This window comes from Myroides sp. LJL119 (assembly GCF_054871605.1).
In genome coordinates this window covers 229223-248715 of the sequence record NZ_JBTXLO010000003.1, presented here as the reverse complement: position 1 = coordinate 248715, position 19493 = coordinate 229223, and the positions used below count along the sequence as shown (strand labels likewise).

Genomic DNA, 19493 nt, shown 5'->3' with positions numbered 1-19493 from the left:
AGCTAATATAATTGGGCTAAATAAAAAAGGCTAGAAATAATTTCTAGCCTTTTTTATTAATCTACTTTTATAAAATTACCCTCTAAAGAAAATACTAGTTCCATGTAATCATCAGATTTTTCCAATTCTACTTCATACACTTTATCTTTTAGGTCTTTTTGAATCTCGGTGATAATATATTTGGGATAATTCAAAGAGATATAGTTTTGTATCTCTGGGGCTATGTTAGATAAATCTATTGCTTGATTGATTTTAGAGGATATTTGAGTCCAATTTCCCTTTTTATCAAACTCAACCTTATAACCCTGAGATAGATAAGCCTTTAGGGATACTTTTTTTGCATCTGTTTCCTTTTTAGCTAAGACCACTTGGCTTTGTGAAAAGTCTTTAGAAAGAAACTCTTTGGCTTGTTTTGGAAAAGTTTGATAATCAACTAATTCTTCGTTATCATCGTAATCTAAATCTATACCAATGAATTTTTGATTGTGATCGAAAATTAATTCAAATTGAGAGTTCAACTCTACTTCATATCCCTGATTTTTAATTTTCTCTACCTCTATAATAAAGTTAAGAGGATAGTTTGTCTTTACATACTCTAGAATTAAAGGAATCTGTGTGGTTAAAAATTCATCCGGTATGGCCGTATGATCTATACTTTTTACCTGGGTCCAATCTCCATGTTTATTAAAATCAACACTTAATTGTTTGTCTAAAGTAGTGCTAAGGACAGTTTGTTTGTAATTGGGCTTTTTAACCAAATAAGAATCAGTAAGCAGCATTTTAGGGAATACTCCTTGTAAGAATTCCTTAGAATTTTCTTGCAATTCTTGTTGATCGGCTTTATTTAAGGTGTTTTTATTCTTGTTGTCACACGAGCAGAATAAAATCGCAGTGCTAAAAAAAGCACTTACTACAAGGTAAGATAGTCTCATGTATATATTTTTTTGCAATTGATTGTTAGACCAAAATTCAAAGACTTAAAAAATGTCTATATAAAAATACGAAAATTATAGATAGCCTTAACAGGTAATTGGATTAAAAATTTATCTTATTTAAATTCTAAAAAGTAAAGACTAATTTTTTATTTTAAGGGATAAAATGTACTAACTAGATTCTTAAAATAAAGATTTAATAGTTTTTTGTTTGGAATATGTACCTTGTTTGTGTATATTGTATGCACATAGAGAATTACAAGTGTATTACCTAAGCATTGTGCGAGTTTTATTGCATTAAATAAAGTTTCTTTTTTGTGACTTATTTAAAATTATGCTAAAATTTTGTAAAATATATTCTTTTTCCATGTGCAATTACTTTAACCTTTTAGTTAGATAAAGAACTTCGAATAAAGATTCAATGGCAAACTAGTGTAAAAGATTTTTATTCCCTCAGGTTTTTAGTGGTTTGACAAAATATAGTTAGTGATTACCAAGGTGGTTGTATACTTTTACATCCCGTAGTACATAAAGAGAATTCTTTTAAAGGGAACCGGATAATGAAAAAACTAAGATATTATTTTTTACTATTAAATTATTTACAAACAAATACTTATCCTAAAAGGGAAGAGTTAATTGCGTATTTAAATATGCATAAAATTGATATTAGTGAACGTACCCTTTATAGGGCATTACGCGAATTAAAAATCGAATTTGGAGTAGATATTAAATTAGATAATAAAACCAAAGGATATTACATTGTTGCAAAAAATATGGACACGGCTAATTTTGTACATAGTTGTCTTCGTAATTTAGTGACAGCCGATATTTTGGGGGATAGTGCGAAAATAAGCTTTGAGAGTTTTACCCAGTTTATGCCTAGTTCAACTAGTATTGTACCTATTGATTATCTCCAAGAGATTCTTGGGGCTATAACAAGGCAAAGGAAGATTAGTTTTTGTTATGTAAGTGCGTCTAAAAAAATTGAAAAGAATTATATAGTATCGCCATTATTTGTGATTCAAGAACAAGAGTTATGGTATTTAGTGGCTAAGGAAAAAGATAGAATTAAAACCTTTAAGGTAATAGCAATAAAAGATTTGTGTGTATTAAAAAGTAGGTTCCGAGAAAACATTCAAAAAGTTAGACAAGCCTATCAACAAAGTATAGGTTTGGGGTATTGTAATGCGAAGGTTGAAAATGTGGTGTTGTCGTTTTGTAGTTCGCAAAAGGAAAACTTAAAAAAGCGACCAATTCACAACTCTCAAAGTATCGTATCTCAAGAAAATTCACAAAGACTGGTGGTAAATCTGCAAGTGAAAATAAATGAAAATCTTAAGCAAGAAGTTTTAAAGTTTGCACGTTATGTTAGAGTGGAAAAGCCCACTTGGTTTAAAGAAGATATAATTTTGGAATTACAAAGCGCATTGCGTGGAAACGATTCCAATTAAAAATACATTGATTGGGGAATTAATGTGGTTATACTAAAATTGTGATCCAGTTCAGATCCGAGTTAGGTAGTATAACGGTTAGTTTGTTGCTAAATGCAGGTGGGGGCCTGTTATTTAGAATTTTGGCTAAATTCTACCATGTAAAGCCACTACACTTTATATGATTTGGATTTTGCAAGAGTACAAAAAAAGAGCCTTATGATTTTATCATAGGGCTTTTTTGATTTTAAGTGTTTCTTAGATGAAGTTTCGTTGTGTGATTTAGAATTTATTAATTAAAACGTTAAAAATATGTAGCATGATAAATATTAGCCTGTTGTAAAGACTTTTTTTAGAGATATGTTGGTGTTTTTCACTCTTGATGAAAAATGGTTTTTGTTAATTTGCTACATTCAGATAATTTGATCTACGAGTGAAAGGGTTAAATTCGACGCTTTAGTAAGTGAATATTACATTTGAGTGATTCTTTTTAAGATCCTAGTCACATAAAGGTGTATTTTTGTTTAGTTTGTTGAACAAATTCTTAACTATGAGTAGCAATAAAGAAGAGTCCTTATTTATAAAACATTATCGGATTATTGTAATTCCTATAGTTTTTCTTTTATACCTGTTTTCTCATTTTATTTTAAACCCATACGATGAGCATTGGCATGGTACTATTAAACAACAGGAGTTAATAGAATCTTTGGTATTACTATTGTTGTACTGTACGGTGATTACCGAGGTTAGTTTATGGTTAAGTAGGGTTTTAAATCGTTGGATTCCATGGGATAGGAGTGCTGGTTTAAGGGCTATTGTGCAATTGATTTCTTTGATTTTACTGATTTTTATTTTTTATTTCATTCTAAACTTACTTTACATCATTTGTACGCCTATACCCAGGGATCAGGCCATAAGTTTGGATGTAAAAATCGATATTTGGCAAAGTTTAATAATTAGTATTAATACAGGGATTTTTATCTCGGCAGTGCATACAGGATATTTTTTAATAAAAAACTGGAAGACATCCATGATGGATGCAGCAGAGCTTCGGGTAAAAACCGAACAATTACAGCGTGTTGCTTCCCAGGCTGAGTTAGAAAGCTTAAAAATGCAGTTAGATCCACATTTTTTATTTAATAATTTCTCTACCCTTTCCGAGTTGGTTATTGAGGACCAGAACTTGGCTGCCAAATTTTTAGAACACCTCTCTTTGGTTTATCGCTACATGTTGTCTAATGTACGTAAAAACCTAGTGCCTTTGCAAGATGAAATTTGCTTTTTGGATTCTTACTTTTATTTAATTCATGAGCGAATGGGCAACAAAGTTATCTTAGAGGTTGATATACCTGATCAGGCCAGAGAACATTTTTATATCGCACCAATTGCATTGCAACTTTTGGTAGAAAACGCAGTAAAACACAACAAGGCATCTAAGGAGAGTCCTTTATACATACGAATTTACCTGCAAGATAAATATGTGGTGGTTTCCAATAACATCCAAGAGCTTGTTGTAATTATGCCTTCGCCTAAGGTGGGGCTTCGAAATATAATTGATAGATACAAACTCCTTAGCAACACCCAAGTACAGGTTATAAAAACCAAGGAGTCTTTTACTGTCAAACTACCTTTGTTGGAAAGTAGTTTAAAAAAATAATAATAACACTAGAAAAATGAACCTATGGATGTTTTAATCATAGAAGATGAATTGCGAAATGCCAATAAACTTGTACGCTTATTAAAGGAGTTACGTCCTTTTGCTAGTGTTTTGGCTGTGTTAGAAAGTATCGATGAGAGTGTAAAATGGCTTAATGAGAATCCAAAGCCTGATGTTATATTTATGGATATTCGTCTAGAAGATGGTTTGTGTTTTGAAATATTTCAAGAGGTTAAAGTTTCCTCTCCTGTGATATTTACCACATCGTATGATGAATACGCACTAAAAGCATTTAAAGTAAATAGTATTGATTATTTAATGAAGCCTCTTCGCGTGGAAGATCTTCAAAGGGCAATCAATAAATTAGAGGCCTTTGTTAATCCAAGTGATATAACAGATTCTATTAAAGATATTTTAGGATATTTAAACACCCAACAACAAATTTATCGTTCTCGATTTTTATTGCCTTATAAAGACGGCTTTATCACCGTGAAGGTTAAAGATATTGACTATATCTATTCCGAGCAAAAAATAACTCACTTGGTTGAACAAAATCTAACCACACATATTTTAGGACAAACCATGGAGGATTTAGAAGAGGAATTAGATCCTAAGCTATTTTTTCGTGCTAATCGCCAACATATTATCCACATAGACTCTATTGCCAGTATTCAAAATTATTTCAATGGTAAACTCAAAATAATACTACATCGAGATCCACAAAGAGAAATTATAATTTCAAGAGAAAAAGCTCCCCTTTTTAAAAGCTGGCTTAATTCTTAAATAAATTCATTAGGTTTTTATTGTAGATAAACATTGCTAGAAAAGCCAAGTTTTTTTGTTTAAAAAACTTGGCTTAATACTTTATTAACACTGCGATAATCTTGCAAAGCCACCCACAAAGAGTGCTTTGACATAACAGGTTGTTATTTTTACACTTCAGAGACTATTTTTTACGCTTCAAATTAAAATTTAAAAACACAAGGTGGTTTTTAATTTATTTTGTCCTTGTAAAAAAACAAGAATAATGAAGAAATTTTTTAGATCAATTAGATTTTTATTTTTGGCCGGTTTACTTGCGGGTTCTGGTTTTTTGGTAAGCTGTGAAAACAAACAAGATCAAAGCCAAGTGCAAATGCCTTTGCTTGAGGTAAAAGTAGATGTTGTTGAAAGTAAGGATGCCAATATATTAAATACCTATACCGCTTCTTTAAAAGGAAAAGTGAATGTGGAGATACGACCAAAGGTATCGGGTTATATAGAAAGTATTTTAACAGAAGAGGGGAGTTATGTAAAAAAGGGACAAATTATTTTACAGATTGATCCAAAACCTTATCAAATACAGCTTAACAACGCACAAGCTTCTTTAAAAGCAGCCCAAGCAGGTTTAGTTAATGCCGAGTTAGAAAAAAATAAGGTAGTTTCTTTACTAGAAAATTCTTTTGTTTCTCCCATTCAATTACAAAGTGCTGAGGCTAATTTACAAACCGCTCAAGCTGTAGTGGCTCAAGCTCAAGCTCAGGTTGCCCAAGCCAATCTGAATCTGGGGTATTGTCAAATTAAAGCTCCAGTGGATGGATTCTTGGGATTAATTTCTCAGCGTGTAGGAAATTTAGTTTCACCAACCGATCCGGAGCCTTTAACAACTCTTTCTGATATTAATCAGATATATGCCTATTTCTCTTTATCGGAATCGAATTATTTGGATTTAGTAAAAGAGAACAAAAATCAGCAAAATGTACTAAACATGCCTGCTAAACTTATCTTAAGTAATGGACAACCTTATGATCTACCAGGTAAGGTAGATGTGATAAATGGTGAATTTAATCAACAAACAAACGCCATTACTGTTCGTGCTAACTTTCCTAACCCCGAGAAATTATTGCGCAATGGTGGGACAGGAACCATACAATTAATTAGTATTGAAAAGGATATTACCCAAATACCAATAGCTGCCACGGTTGATTTACAAGATAAAATTTTCGCTTATGTACTAGGTGCTGATAATATTGTGGAGCAACGTCAATTAAAAATAAAAGGGAAAGACTTACATACCTATTTTATAGAAAGTGGTGTTGAGCCTGGAGAAACTTTGATTATCACAGGTGTGGATAAACTAAGGGATCAAATGCAGGTTAGCCCTTTGAGTGATCAAAAACAATAAAAAATATTTTTACAATTTGACTTTGTAAGAAACTTTAAACTTATAAAAAAGTAGAAATGCTAAAAAAGATTATACATAGACCTGTATTGGCTACGGTAATTTCTGTGATTTTAGTGATATTGGGAATTGTTGGTTTAACCCAGCTTCCTATAGCACAATTTCCAGATATCGCACCCCCAAGTGTAGTTATTCAGGCATCTTATCCAGGAGGTAACTCCGAGACGGTATTAAAATCCGTTGTTACTCCAATTGAAGAGGTAGTAAACGGGGTGGAGAATATGACTCATATCGAGTCTACAGCTAGTAATGATGGTACGGCAATGATAACGGTATTCTTTGAATTGGGAACCGATCCGGATCAAGCTGCAGTAAACGTACAAAACCGTGTAGCTCAGGTTCAAGGAATCTTGCCCGAGCAAGTAATTCAAGCCGGGGTAATTACCCAAAAAGAGCAACGAGGTATGATCATGGTTATAGATTTGATTTCCGATGATGATCAGCTCTATGATGAAACCTTTGTTCAAAATTACGCCCGTATTAACCTAGTTCGCGCTTTAAAACGTATTAAAGGAGTTGGAAACGTGCAAATTTTTGGGGAGAAAGACTATGCAATGCGTGTTTGGTTAGATCCACATAAACTAGCCAGTAGAGGCTTAACTCCCAAGGATGTTCAAACAGCTATCCAAAATCAAAGTATGGAGGTTGCCGCGGGTAATTTAGGTCAAAATGCAGGAGGAGCTATGCAGTATACCTTGACTTATTCCGGAAAGTACAATACGCCGGAACAATTTGAGAAAATAGTTATTCAGGCCGATAAATCTGGTAATGTTCTTTATTTAAAGGATATAGCCAGAATTGAGTTTGGTTCGGTTTCCTATGATGAAGATAACAGAATTAATGGAAATCAAGCAGTGACCATGGCCGTTTTCCAAACCAATGGCTCTAATGCCAATCAGATTCAAACCCAGGTTTATCAAGTTTTGGAGGAATTAACTCCTGATTTACCAGTGGGACTAAGATACCATGTTACATTTGCAAATAAAACCCAGTTGGATGAATCCATTAATCAGGTTATTTATACCTTATTAGAAGCATTTATTTTGGTTTTTATTATCGTATATATCTTTTTACAAGACTTTAGATCGACTTTAATACCTGCTATTGCTGTACCGGTCTCATTAATAGGAACTTTCTTTTTCTTAGATTTAATAGGATTTTCCATTAATATGTTGACGCTTTTTGCTTTAGTTTTAGCCATTGGTATTGTAGTGGATGACGCCATTGTGGTAGTTGAAGCGGTGCATTCCACCATGGAGCACGAGGGGCTTGATGCCCCACAGGCAACCTCTAAGGCTATGAGTGAAATAACTGGTGCTATTGTTTCGATCTCTCTTGTAATGAGTGCTGTGTTTTTGCCCGTTGGATTTATGAACGGACCAGTGGGGGTATTTTATCAGCAGTTTGCTTTTACTTTAGCAATAGCTATTTTAATATCGGCGGTTAACGCCCTTACTTTATCACCTGCATTATGTGCTTTAATGCTTAAGAATCATCACCATGATTTAGATAAGGATTCAGGTAAAAAGTTGAATTTCTTAAAGCGTTTCTTTAGATCGTTTAACGCTGGATTTACTGCTTTAACTAATCGATATGGGAAAGGAGTTGCATTTTTGATTAAGAAAAAAGTATTGTCTTTATGTATTATCGTGGGTTCTGTAATTGGAATGATACTGTTAATGAATTCAACACCAAAAGCGTTTATACCAAATGAGGATCAGGGCTTTGCAATGTTTGCTTTGTCTTTACCTCCGGGATCATCTATTGATAGAACAACCCAAGTATTAAAACAAGGAGATCAAATTATTCGAAACAACCCTGCGGTACGTTCTGTGACAACAATCTCTGGATTTAATATTTTAGGAAATGCGGCTTCTCCAGCCTATGCAATGGGATTTGTTAGTTTTAAAGATATGGATCAACGTGGAGAGGTTGTGGATATTAATGAATTAATCGCCAATTTAAACACAGAGCTATCTCAGATAAAAGAAGGTGACTTTTATATGTTTGCTAACCCGACGGTTCCCGGATTTGGTGATTTCGACGGATTAGAATTGGTGGTTCAAGATAGAAAAGGAGGTAGTATTACCGAATTTGCCCAAGTTGTTAACCAATTTAATGCAGATTTAAGTGCCACCGATCAGGTTCAAGCAGCCTTTACCATGTTTCAGGCTAACTTCCCAATGTATGAAATTGTGGTAGATCCGGTTAAAGCAAAGATGCACGGTGTGGAAGTTTCAGATATAATGTCTGCAATTCAACTTTTTTACGGTAGTTCTCAGGTAAATGACTTTAACCGCTTTGGTAAACAGTTTAAAGTTTTTGTACAAGGAGATGCGCCATATCGTGCCGATGAGGCCTCCTTTGATAGTGTTTTTGTGTTAGGTGAAAATGCAGAAATGATTCCTATTAGTGCCTTAGCTTATTTAAAGAAAACGTATGGACCTCAAGCAATTTCTCGTCATAATTTATTTAATTCCATTACGGTAAACGGAATTATAAACCCTGGTGTGAGTACCGGAGATGCTATGGCTAAAGTAGAGCAAGTAGCCAAAGAGAAATTACCAGATGGTTATGCAATAGAATGGTTAGGATTAAGTAAAGAAGAACAAAAAAGTGGTGGACAAATGGTGTTTATCTTTGGATTATCTATTTTGTTTATTTATTTTATTTTAGCCGCGCAGTATGAGAGTTATATCTTGCCACTTGCCGTTCTTTTTTCCTTACCTATTGGTATAATGGGGGTGTTTGTTGCCATTGGAATGGCTGGTATTGCCAATAATATTTATGTTCAAGTTGGACTCATTATGTTAGTTGGACTCTTGGCTAAAAATGCTATTTTAATTATCGAATTTGCCGTTCAACGTAGGGCACAAGGTTTAAGTATTGTGGATTCTGCAATCCAGGCCTCAAAACTACGACTACGACCAATTCTAATGACATCCTTTGCCTTTGTAGCAGGGTTAATTCCCCTTATGACTGTAGTGGGGTCCTCGGCACAGGGTAATCACTCCATTAGTATAGGTACAGCAGGAGGGATGGTATTTGGTGTGGTGTTTGGTGTATTTATCATTCCAGTTCTTTATGTTTTATTTCAGTATTTACAGGAAAAAATATCGGGGTATAAACCCCAAGTGAATAACACCCAAACTTTAGACTAAAACACCAACTTAAAAATTAATGAAATGCAAATGAAAAATATAGTTTATACATTAATTGCTTCGGGTTTACTTGTGGGCTGTAAAGTTGGACAAAATTATCAAAGACCCGAGCAAAATTTACCCGAATCTTTTTTAGACTCGCAACAACAAAACCAGCAAGTAAATGCTCTAGGTAAAGTTACATGGCAACAGTTTTTCAAAAATTCAGAACTCATTGGTCTTATAGAATTGGCCCTTGAGCAAAATACAGATCTACTTTTATCGGTAAAAAACATGCAACAAAGCGAACTTTTATTTAAGCAATCAAAATTGGCTTTATTACCGCAAGTTGGCTTAGATATAACTGGGGCACGTACCGAGTCCTCTAAAAATAGTGCTGTAGGATTAAGTGGGGAAAATCGTTTAAATAATGATTTTACAGCGAGTCTAGATTTATCATGGGAGTTAGATATTTGGGGGAAAATTCGCCGAGAAAAGGAAGCAAAATTGGCTATGTATTTGCAAAGTCAGCAAGTAAAAAAAGCAGTTGAGAATCGATTAATTGCACAAGTTGCAACCACGTACATTAATTTATTAATGCTAGATGAACAATTAAAAATTGCTGAAAAAAGTATAGAATTACGTTATAATACCTATGATTTGACCCAGAAAATGTTCCAAGTGGGTAATGCCAATATTTTAGGGGTTGAACAATCTAAGGCACAATGGATTGAATCTAAAGAGGTTTTAACCCAAATCCAAACCGAGATTGCTTTACAACAAAGTGCTTTGAACTTACTTTTAAATCAATATCCACAAGAAATTAAACGTACTACTACTTTAAAAGATTTAGATCTTACTAGCGATTTAAGTCATGGGGTACCAGCAGATTTTGTAAGCCAAAGACCCGATATTCAAATTGCAGAGTTTAATCTTCGCGCTGCCAATGCCAAGGTAGGTGCTGCTCAGGGACAAATGTATCCGAATTTGACTATTTCAGCCTCGGGTGGTTTAAATGCGATCCAAGGTTCTGATTGGTTTAATACACCTGGATCTTTATTTGGGATGGTAGCCGGTGGGATTATTCAGCCCATTTTTAACCAAAAGAAATTGCGTACGGCCTACCAGGTGGCCAAAGTCGAACGAGACAAGGCTGCCATAGAGTTCAAAGCAGCAGTTATCGCTAGTTTTACCGATGTTCACAATACACTTGTTAAGATAGATAAGGTAAAACAGCAAGGTGAGTTGATGGGAACAAGAGTAGAAATTTTATCCACTTCTTTAAACAATACTAAATTTATGTTTGAAATGGATAAGGCTACTTATTTGGAGTTAATCAATGCTCAAGGGCTTTCTTTAGCCGCTGATTTAAGCTTCGCGGAATTAAAAAGAGACTATTTGATCAATCTTGTAGAACTTTACCGTGTTTTAGCAGGGCAATAAAAACTTACTGTTTATCTATTGTTTTAAATATAAACCGATCCAATTTGGGATCGGTTTTTTTATTAATACACAAGGCAATAAATAGAATGTAAAAAACAAGTCCCATAGGGATGCAACAAGTAGGTATTTTTGTTTTACTGTTTGTTGTTTTATACTAAGAGATTGTTTTGTAGTGCCTATATCTGTTTTTGGTAGATCAACACAAGTTGACTAAAATACTTTTTTTAGCTCTTTGTTTTTTTTAAGGATTTATTGCCAGATATGGTTTTGGATTTATTTTTTCGTTTTCTTTTCAATGCCGTAGTAAAATGGTCCTTGTGTTGTAATAAATTAGTATTTACCTGGATAATCTCAGTGGTACTTTTTCCCAAAAATTGTTTATTTTTATTTGTCTTTTTATTCTTTTTTTTGAAGGGGGAGCTCTTTGCTTTTCTCCAAATTAAACTTGAAAATAGGTGCATCATAATTTATAGTATTCATCAAAAGATATTCTAAAACTAATACATTGTAGGTAGGTTCTTACTTGTTTATGTATTTTGGCATAAGATGGATGTGACTGGCTTTTAGCTGCTTTGCATAGTCTTTATATATCACTTAAAATATTTGGTTTCTTTACTTAAATAAAAATCAAAATTATGCAAGACAAAAATCAGCACCATCAAACCAAGACTTATACTTTTACCTTAAAGGATAAAGAGATAGAACAATTTGAATTAGCGTATTTAAAATCCTGTGCTCCCAGTAAAGGCTTTTTTATACGAAACAAGTTATTAAACAATACCTTAAAGAGTATTATAATCGACAAAGTAAAACTGGATTATTATATGCGTTTAACTAGTTTATACGAGCAGTTTTATCAAGTAGGTCTTCATTATTCTACGCTAATTCAGCAATTTCCAAAGCAAAAGCAACTAGAAGACCAAACAATTCTAGAATTGATAAATCTAACTAAGGAACTAACCCATATATGCAAGAATATAGTAGGGATATCCTTAGAGTTTGAGGCACATTTTCCATCAACATCTAATTATTATGATAGTCAGAGTTTGGTATAGTGCAACACCAAAACGTGTTTTATGGTATAACTTTCAAAAAGTACAGCAAAACAAAGCAAGCGTACTTTTTTGTAACAACATACCCCAAAACAAAGACTTTGAAGTAGGTTTTCAACAAGCCTTGCAATGGATAAAGCTACATAGTTTATTAAACTCGCGGGTGGTTAAACCCATATTTCATGGAAATGTTAACCCAAATCCCAGGAGCATCTTATCGGACTTTAAAGGAAAATTGTTAATACGAGATTTTATGACAGGCATGGGGTACAGGGAAACACCCTATATTGCTTTTAAGCATTTTGATACCCCTAAAGAGCACTATCATATCGTTGGCTCTCGGGTGCAAAATAATCGAAAAGTTGTATCAAGAAGTTATGATTATTTCAAGGCCACAGAGCTGGCAAAGAAACTTAGTGAAAAGTATGATTTAAGTTATCTAAAACCACATTTTTCTCCCAGCCAAACGTTTTTAAATCCTTTGATTAATAAAAATCAAGCGGATATTAAAAGTCAAATAAAAGTTCTTCTAGGCTATTTATTTGAACGTTATTATTTTATGGATTTAAATAGTTACCTAATACTACTTAACCAGTTTAATTTATCTTTTACATCAAAAGCCTTAAAGGAAAAAAAGTTGTTGTATTTTGTCTTAGATACCCAAGATGGGCTTATGGGTGATGCACAAAAGTTTTATGAATTGGGCAGCTTTTCCAATAAGGATTCCCTAACAAAATCTTTATCCAGTAAAAGAAAGTTTCTAGACAAAGAAGTAGATTGGATAGGACTACAAATACTTTTAGAACAACAAATTCAATCAGCTAACTCTTTAGAGGATTTACAAAATAACTTGTCTGTTTTAACCATGAAAATAGTTTCGGATAACCATCGTATCACAAGTTGTTTTTATCTTTTGGATTACCATAACCGTTTTGTTTTACCCTTTGGTTTACTGGGACAACAAATTAACAATAGACTAAGGGAATTAGCAAAGTATTCTAATCGGATTCCAAGGCAAGATGAGCAGATAAATTACAGTTTTGAAAAGGGGGTGAGATTACCTATAACTCACCTAGACCCTTTATTTGGTTTTTTACAAGAGCGTCATAAATATACTCTACAGGCTGAAAAACAATATAGAAATTCAGTTCAAAAAAAGCACTCGTTTTTAAATGAACTGAAACTATCCAACAAAATAAAACTTAGTTAAATATGTCTCGAAATTCCTTTAATACCAGTTATGGCTCGATTACCGGATTTTTATTTTTTGTTAGTATATCCAGTGTGATATTTTACTTTCACATTGAGTATAGCAAGACTTTAAGTACTGGTTACTTTGTTGCTTATATTAACCGTTACTTGCTTGAGTTGTGTCAAGGGTATAGATGGGGTTGTTATAGTTTTTTTTATAAGTCATTAGCCCTGTTTTTTTTAACTCTTGCTTTATATACCACTAGAGTTAGGATGGATGATCCTATTAGTAAACAAAGAGCTTTGGTTTATCTGGGTGTTTGCCTTGCTGTCTTTAATCTCAGAGAAACAGTAGAATTCTTTGGTGTGAAGATTACTCAAAAGGTAGATACCTATGGGGTGATTATTGGATATATGGGTGTTTTATATAGTTTAGTTCAATTAAAAAGGCAAAGCAATACAAATCTGTTAAAAGATGTCTTTAATATAGATAACGAAAGTTTTTTACAGCAAAAAAAATGTGTTAATACTCCTGACTCTATTAACTTACCCACAGAATTCTATTATAAAAACAAGTGGCATAAGGGGTGGCTAAACCTTCTAAACCCTTATAGAGGCACCCTGGTTTTAGGTACCCCGGGCTCGGGTAAGAGCTACACTATTATCAATAGTTTTATTACCCAGCATATAGAAAAAGGTTTTAGCATGTTGATCTATGATTTTAAATTTAGTGATTTGACCCTATTGGCTTATAATACTTTATTAACAAATCCCACAGGATATAGTCCAAGAGTTAAGTTTTATGTTTTAAATTTCGATGATGTCCAAAAGTCTCATCGATGCAATCCCTTACAGGCCGAAAGTTTAACTGATATTAGTGATGCTTATCAAGCAGCAAAAAGTATTCTATTGAATTTAAATCGTTCCTGGATTCAAAAGCAAGGAGATTTTTTTGTCGAATCTCCCATTTTATTACTTAGTGCGGTAATCTGGTTTTTAAAAATTTATGAAAATGGGAAGTATTGCACTCTACCACATGCAATTGAGTTTATAAATCAGCCGTATGAAAAAATATTCCGCATTTTAAGTAGTTATGCCGAATTACAAAATTATTTATCTCCATTTACCGATGCTCTACAAGCTGGGGCGCAAGATCAACTACAGGGACAAATTGCTTCGGTGAAAATTCCCTTGTCTCGATTAATATCAAAAAATTTATATTGGATTATGAGTCATAGTGATTTTACTTTGGATTTGAATAACCCACTAAAGCCGAAAATTTTGTGTTTGGGTAATAACCCAGGTAGACAAGATTTTTATTCGGCAGCCTTGGGTTTGTATAGCTCTAGAATTGTAAAACTAATTAATCAAAAGCAAAAACTTAAATGCAGTTTGATACTTGATGAATTACCAACTATTTATTTCAATGGATTAGATCAATTAATAGCTACAGCTAGAAGTAATAAAGTCTCTGTAACCTTAGGGATTCAAGATTACTCCCAATTAGTACGAGATTACGGGGACAAAGAAAGCAGAGTAATACTACAAACTGTAGGTAATATTTTTAGTGGACAGACCTTAGGGGAGACAGCCAAGCATTTAAGTGAAAGATTTGGGAAAGTTCTTCAAAAAAGAAATGCATTTAGTTTAACAGATTTAAGCCGCAGTGATTCTGTATCTACACAATTAGATATGTTAATACCAAGTGCTAAAATTAGTAGTTTAAAACAAGGTTTCTTTGTTGCTAGCCTATCCGATCAGGGTAATCAACGACAAGTATACCCTGTTTTTCACGGAAAGATTATTATTGATAAACACTTAAAAAAAGGGGAATCAAATACTGAATTACCAGTAATTACCAGCTTTAAATATAAGAGTAGTTTGCTTAAACAAAGTAAAAAGCAAATACGAAACAATATCGTAGAGCAATTGGATATAAATTTTAAAAATATTAAATCACAAGTAATTGAACTTGTAAACAAGGAATTAAATCGTCTATCTGATAATTGATTGTCCTTTTAATTTAAAAAAGAGCAAAAAAAATCGGCTGGCCAAAAAAAAAGATATGCCCCAAAAAGTAAGTGCACACTTTTTGGGGCATTTTTAATTAATCAATAGTGCTGGCGGGTTGTTCAAAGAAGAACTGTAAGGCATGGGTAATCTGGTTATACATGATATAACCTTTGTATTGACAACCATTTCTATCGATTAAGTTATCTAAAAATACAGATTGACCATTTTCAAGGGCCTCTTGCTGATCCAGAGTCAGTTCTACCCCACGAAACTTGGTAGGAACTCCAGTTTTTGCAGAGAAATTACTGGAAGAATCATAGGGTTTATCAAAGAAAAACTCAACGTATTTCTTATCGGTGTTATATTGAAGAAAGGCATTAAAAGGCTCGCCTTTTTTAGATTGAAGATCCTTGATATAGACCTTTTTACCATGCTTTAAATCTAGTTTTTCCTGTTCAGATAATTTAATTCCCTTAATATAATCTGGGATTTTTACTCTATCTAAAGGCATAGCCACTAGATCATTTGTTGCTTTATCTATACTTATTAATGAGGGGAGTAGCTCACCTGTATGAACCTGTAGTAGATCAACCACACGTCCCATATTACCATATTTTAATAAGTTGGACTTATCTTCAGCCGAGAACTCATGGCCATAGAAAGGCAAGTGAAGTAGAGGTTCTCTTTTAATACCTTGTAGATTGATAATTACCCTACCAGCACTATCATGCCTGAAACTTATTCGAGCATCTGTTTTACAGGATATATTTCCAAATTGTAGTTTAACGGAAAATAAGGTGTAAGTTTTATATCCTTTTAATAATGGTTCTAAAAGATTTTTAGCTTGAAGTTTTTCTTTAGAGATACCTATCTTTTCTAAAGCATCCCAATCGATTTGACTCTCTAAAAATGTATTGTTGGGATAAGTTGTTTGATTATTAGAAGAGTTGTTTTGTTGATCCGATTTTTGATCAGAATTTAACTCAAGTGATGTATTTAAAGTATCTGTTTCCTGTTGTTTTATAGAAGTAGGAATTGGATTCGAAGACATATCGGTTTGTTTTTTTAAGGTTTTTTTTGTCGCTTTCTTATACCCGTTTTCTTGTTCTTGCAGCGTAAAATCACAATCATCATCAAATGAGTATGGATTTATTGTCTGTCGAATTTCTTGCGCGGCTACAACCACAGAGGTAATAGGTACCCTGTAATAGATGTATTGATGTGGCTTTTGCATGCGAAACAACAAGAGTGAAAAAAATGGTAGAAAACGATCGTGATTATGATGGACTTTGATAAAATGTAACAAATTATCCATAATTGGTTCTACACCCTGTAAAAGGCCATTTTCATCAATGTTTTTTATAACTAGAATTTCACTAGTTTTCTTGCATTGTACTAAGATTGTATGACTTAGTTCGGGATTAATAAATTCAAAACTCTGACTCATAATATAAAACGATTTAAAAATGAAAAAATCAGAACAAATTAAAATTAGCAGTAATCCCATTGCCATATATGTTACTTTTTGCTTATGTAAAATGGAATCATCTTACCTTTTATTTTAGCATAAAGTAGACATATACTTATCCTTATCCTTTGCCTAGTGCAAATAACAAGATAAAGCAAATCCTAGATAGCAAACTTGCTATCTAATTGATAGATACAACAAAAAGGATTACCTTTTAAAAAGTAATGAAATGAAAAAATTAAGATTCGGTGTTTTATGGAATTTCTCAGGCTAGATGAAATAGAAAATTGCGTGAGCAAGCTTTGAGTAACACTTGGATTGTAGTTAGGATAAATCCAAAGAGTATAATATTTGCCTTATTAAAGAAAGTCGAAATCCAGTTAAATTCACCTACACTTTAGCTAATAATGAGCTAAAATTAATTAGGATGCTTGGTTTTATACGGAGCTTGAGTTAATCTGTGCTAAGGTGGATTAAATGCCTTAACTTTTAGTAAAGCGGTTGTGTTCATAAAAAATGGTTTTTTGTGTTAGGTAAAAATCGGAATAAGTTTTCAATAAACGATAGTAAATTTTCTATAGATACTGATATTTAACACTTTGGAAGAAAGTAAATTAAATTAAGGTTTGGCTCTAGCGCCCAACCTATAAGGAAAAAACACGAATTTTCTTCTTTTTTTTTAATTTTGTATTTTGAAAATTTAACAAAAAATACACGATGTTTAAATAATTTAGTTTTTAGTTAGTATTTGTTTTTGATAATTTGATAAAAAAATGAATTTAATTCTTGTTTATATCTATAGAGGTGTTAAAGCAATACTTTTTTAAGTAAACTTATTATCTGAGGAATTGTTAAATGGGTGAAATTATTTTTCAATAATGGCCAAAATCATTTTTATGTAGCTATAATTTGCTATAAATAAAAAGTTTTTTTGCTTTTGCTGCATGTATTGCCTATATACAGAATTCAAGCACAAAGAAATTTTTTTATTTTTAAAAAAGCTTATTGATCCTTATGTACTACTAGATATGTTCTTGAATCAATCTTAAAATTTTAACAATATTCGTGTTTACTGTTTCGACACTTAAAAAATAAATTGTATATTTAAAGAGACGCTTTATAAAGGGCGATTAGTAGCTCTATTGTTGTATTTTAAGTAGTATTAGTATGGTTAATAATCCAGTAACAGTTTTACGTAAACAAGGCCAATTGGAGCAAGCTTTACTTTTGGCTAATCAGAATTTGAATAATAATCCCCAGGATATGGAAGCTAAGTTTTCTTTGGCTTGGGTTTATTATGATTATTTAAAACTCCATGCGCTTACAGGAGATTTTACAAGCTTTGTTGAGGTTTTAAAGCAGTTAAAGTCTTTAGAAATACACACCACCAATAATCTATTGTGCGATAGTCTACCTTGGCCTATACATAGTTTGATTAGTTTTTGTTTACAAAATAAACAATGGAATTTTATATGTGCTAACGAACTTTTTTTGTTGATTAAGGACATCGAATTTACACGACCAAGTGAAACTTTTAGTATACTTATAAAGGCTTTAAATCAAGGGTTTCAAAATTATAATAATTTTATCGAGGTAATTAACTGGTGCGGGTTGGATAATTTTGAAGCGCAAGATTACATCGAACCTTTTGTAAATGGTAGAAAGTATTTAAGTTTAGTGGAGCAAATATATATTAACTATGCAAAAAACCTTCTTTCTTTATCCCAACAGGTTCCTAAAGAAAAATACACCAGTGATTTGCAGGAATTTTTACATAAACTAGAAGAATTAATTCAGGCGCATCCCAATTATGTATATCCGTGTTTTTATAAGGCTAAAATCTTATTGGAATTAGGTAAAAAAAACCAAGCCTTAATGGCATTTTTGCCCTTTGCCCGACTTAAACGTAGAAATTATTGGGTTTGGGAATTTTTAGCCCAAATTTATAGCGATAATGGACCATATGCTTTTAGTTGTTATTGCAAGGCTTTATCACTGGGAACTAAAGATGAGTTTTTGATAAAAGTAAGATTAGGATTTTGTGAATTGTTAGTAGAAAGTAAAATGTATGTCGAGGCACGTACCGAAATCCAAAATATCGTACAAAGTTCCCAGCAAATGAATTATAATATTCCCAATAGTGTTTTGCAGTGGCAACAACAACCCTGGTATGAAATGGTTAGAGCAAATGATGATAACCATATTTTATATAAAAGATACCGTTCCATTGCAGAGGGATTACTCTATAGTGATATTGAGCCGTGGGTTGTTGTGGTAGAATTTGTACATAGTGATAAAAAAATTATTCACTTTGTGAAAAATAAACAAAATAGAGGTTTTTTTAAATACCAAGGATTTATCAAACAACCTAAAGTAGGGGAGTTGTTAAGTGTAAGATTGCAAAAAGAGGGAGATAACGGATTTTATATTGTTTTAACCCTTGACAAAGCAAAAGAGCAACAAAGTGAGGCTCTTAAAACCGGTAGCGGAATTATACATGTTTTACCAGAGGGAATTGGTTTTATAGGAGATGTTTATTTTGAAAAAGACCTAATAGAGCAAAACGCAATTAGTAATCAAAGTACAGTAAATTACAAAGCCTTTTTAATATTTAATAAAAAAAGAAAGCAGTGGGGCTGGAAGGCATTTGAGGTATCTGTTGATAAGTGATAAATAAAAAAAACTGGTCTAGTTATAAAAAAGAACCTTATTGATTTGTTTTATACAAAATAGTTTTGTTTTAAAGTCAAGGTAAATATCAAATTTTAAAGCAGTATTAAAACAAAAAGCCTAACTACTTACCAATAGAATAAGTAATAGAAATAGATTTAATTAACAAACATCAATATACATTTACCATGTAAAGACAAGGTTGTTTTTTTTTAAATCAAAAAATCCGATATAAATTAAAAATATATCGGATTTCTTTTTTTGTATAGATGCTAC

The 19493-nt window shown here is 32.6% G+C and carries 12 protein-coding genes; 10 read left to right on the top strand and 2 right to left on the bottom strand.

The window, feature by feature from the left end; genetic code table 11:
• Positions 1–56 precede the first annotated feature (56 nt).
• The gene (locus ACYSNV_RS06020; RefSeq protein WP_461761660.1) at positions 57–932 is read right to left on the bottom strand and encodes a PepSY-like domain-containing protein; all 876 of its coding nucleotides are present in this window, start codon (positions 930–932) and stop codon (positions 57–59) included.
• Positions 933–1492: 560 nt separating this feature from the next.
• Between ACYSNV_RS06020 and ACYSNV_RS06015 the strand changes: the two genes are divergently transcribed.
• From ACYSNV_RS06015 to ACYSNV_RS05975, 9 genes are all read left to right on the top strand, one after another.
• Positions 1493–2383, top strand: a complete 891-nt coding sequence (locus tag ACYSNV_RS06015; protein WP_461761659.1) for a helix-turn-helix transcriptional regulator — start codon at positions 1493–1495, stop codon at positions 2381–2383.
• 529 nt (positions 2384–2912) lie between these two features.
• On the top strand, positions 2913–4019 hold the full coding sequence (locus ACYSNV_RS06010) for a sensor histidine kinase (protein WP_461761658.1): 1107 nt from the start codon (positions 2913–2915) through the stop codon (positions 4017–4019).
• Positions 4020–4043: 24 nt separating this feature from the next.
• Positions 4044–4802 (top strand): LytR/AlgR family response regulator transcription factor, encoded by a 759-nt coding sequence (locus ACYSNV_RS06005; RefSeq protein WP_461761657.1) that lies wholly within the window; start codon positions 4044–4046, stop codon positions 4800–4802.
• A 244-nt stretch (positions 4803–5046) separates the two neighbouring features.
• A complete protein-coding gene (locus ACYSNV_RS06000; protein ID WP_461761656.1) occupies positions 5047–6183 on the top strand; it encodes an efflux RND transporter periplasmic adaptor subunit in 1137 nt (378 codons plus the stop codon).
• A gap of 56 nt (positions 6184–6239) precedes the next feature.
• Positions 6240–9401, top strand: a complete 3162-nt coding sequence (locus tag ACYSNV_RS05995) for an efflux RND transporter permease subunit (protein WP_461761655.1) — start codon at positions 6240–6242, stop codon at positions 9399–9401.
• Positions 9402–9431: 30 nt separating this feature from the next.
• A complete protein-coding gene (locus tag ACYSNV_RS05990) occupies positions 9432–10823 on the top strand; it encodes an efflux transporter outer membrane subunit (RefSeq protein WP_461761654.1) in 1392 nt (463 codons plus the stop codon).
• 635 nt (positions 10824–11458) lie between these two features.
• Positions 11459–11878, top strand: coding sequence for a plasmid mobilization protein (locus ACYSNV_RS05985; protein WP_461761653.1), 420 nt, complete (start codon positions 11459–11461; stop codon positions 11876–11878).
• On the top strand, positions 11856–13085 hold the full coding sequence (locus ACYSNV_RS05980) for a relaxase/mobilization nuclease domain-containing protein (RefSeq protein WP_461761652.1): 1230 nt from the start codon (positions 11856–11858) through the stop codon (positions 13083–13085). Before ACYSNV_RS05985 ends, ACYSNV_RS05980 begins: the two co-directional genes overlap by 23 nt.
• A gap of 2 nt (positions 13086–13087) precedes the next feature.
• The gene (locus ACYSNV_RS05975) at positions 13088–15076 is read left to right on the top strand and encodes a type IV secretory system conjugative DNA transfer family protein (protein ID WP_461761651.1); all 1989 of its coding nucleotides are present in this window, start codon (positions 13088–13090) and stop codon (positions 15074–15076) included.
• A gap of 97 nt (positions 15077–15173) precedes the next feature.
• Here the strand turns inward: ACYSNV_RS05975 and ACYSNV_RS05970 are convergent, their stop codons facing one another.
• Complete coding sequence (locus tag ACYSNV_RS05970) at positions 15174–16526, bottom strand: DUF3945 domain-containing protein (protein ID WP_461761650.1); 1353 nt, start codon at positions 16524–16526, stop codon at positions 15174–15176.
• Between the two features lie 1188 nt (positions 16527–17714).
• Between ACYSNV_RS05970 and ACYSNV_RS05965 the strand changes: the two genes are divergently transcribed.
• Positions 17715–19217, top strand: coding sequence for a tetratricopeptide repeat protein (locus tag ACYSNV_RS05965; protein WP_461761649.1), 1503 nt, complete (start codon positions 17715–17717; stop codon positions 19215–19217).
• Positions 19218–19493 lie beyond the last annotated feature (276 nt).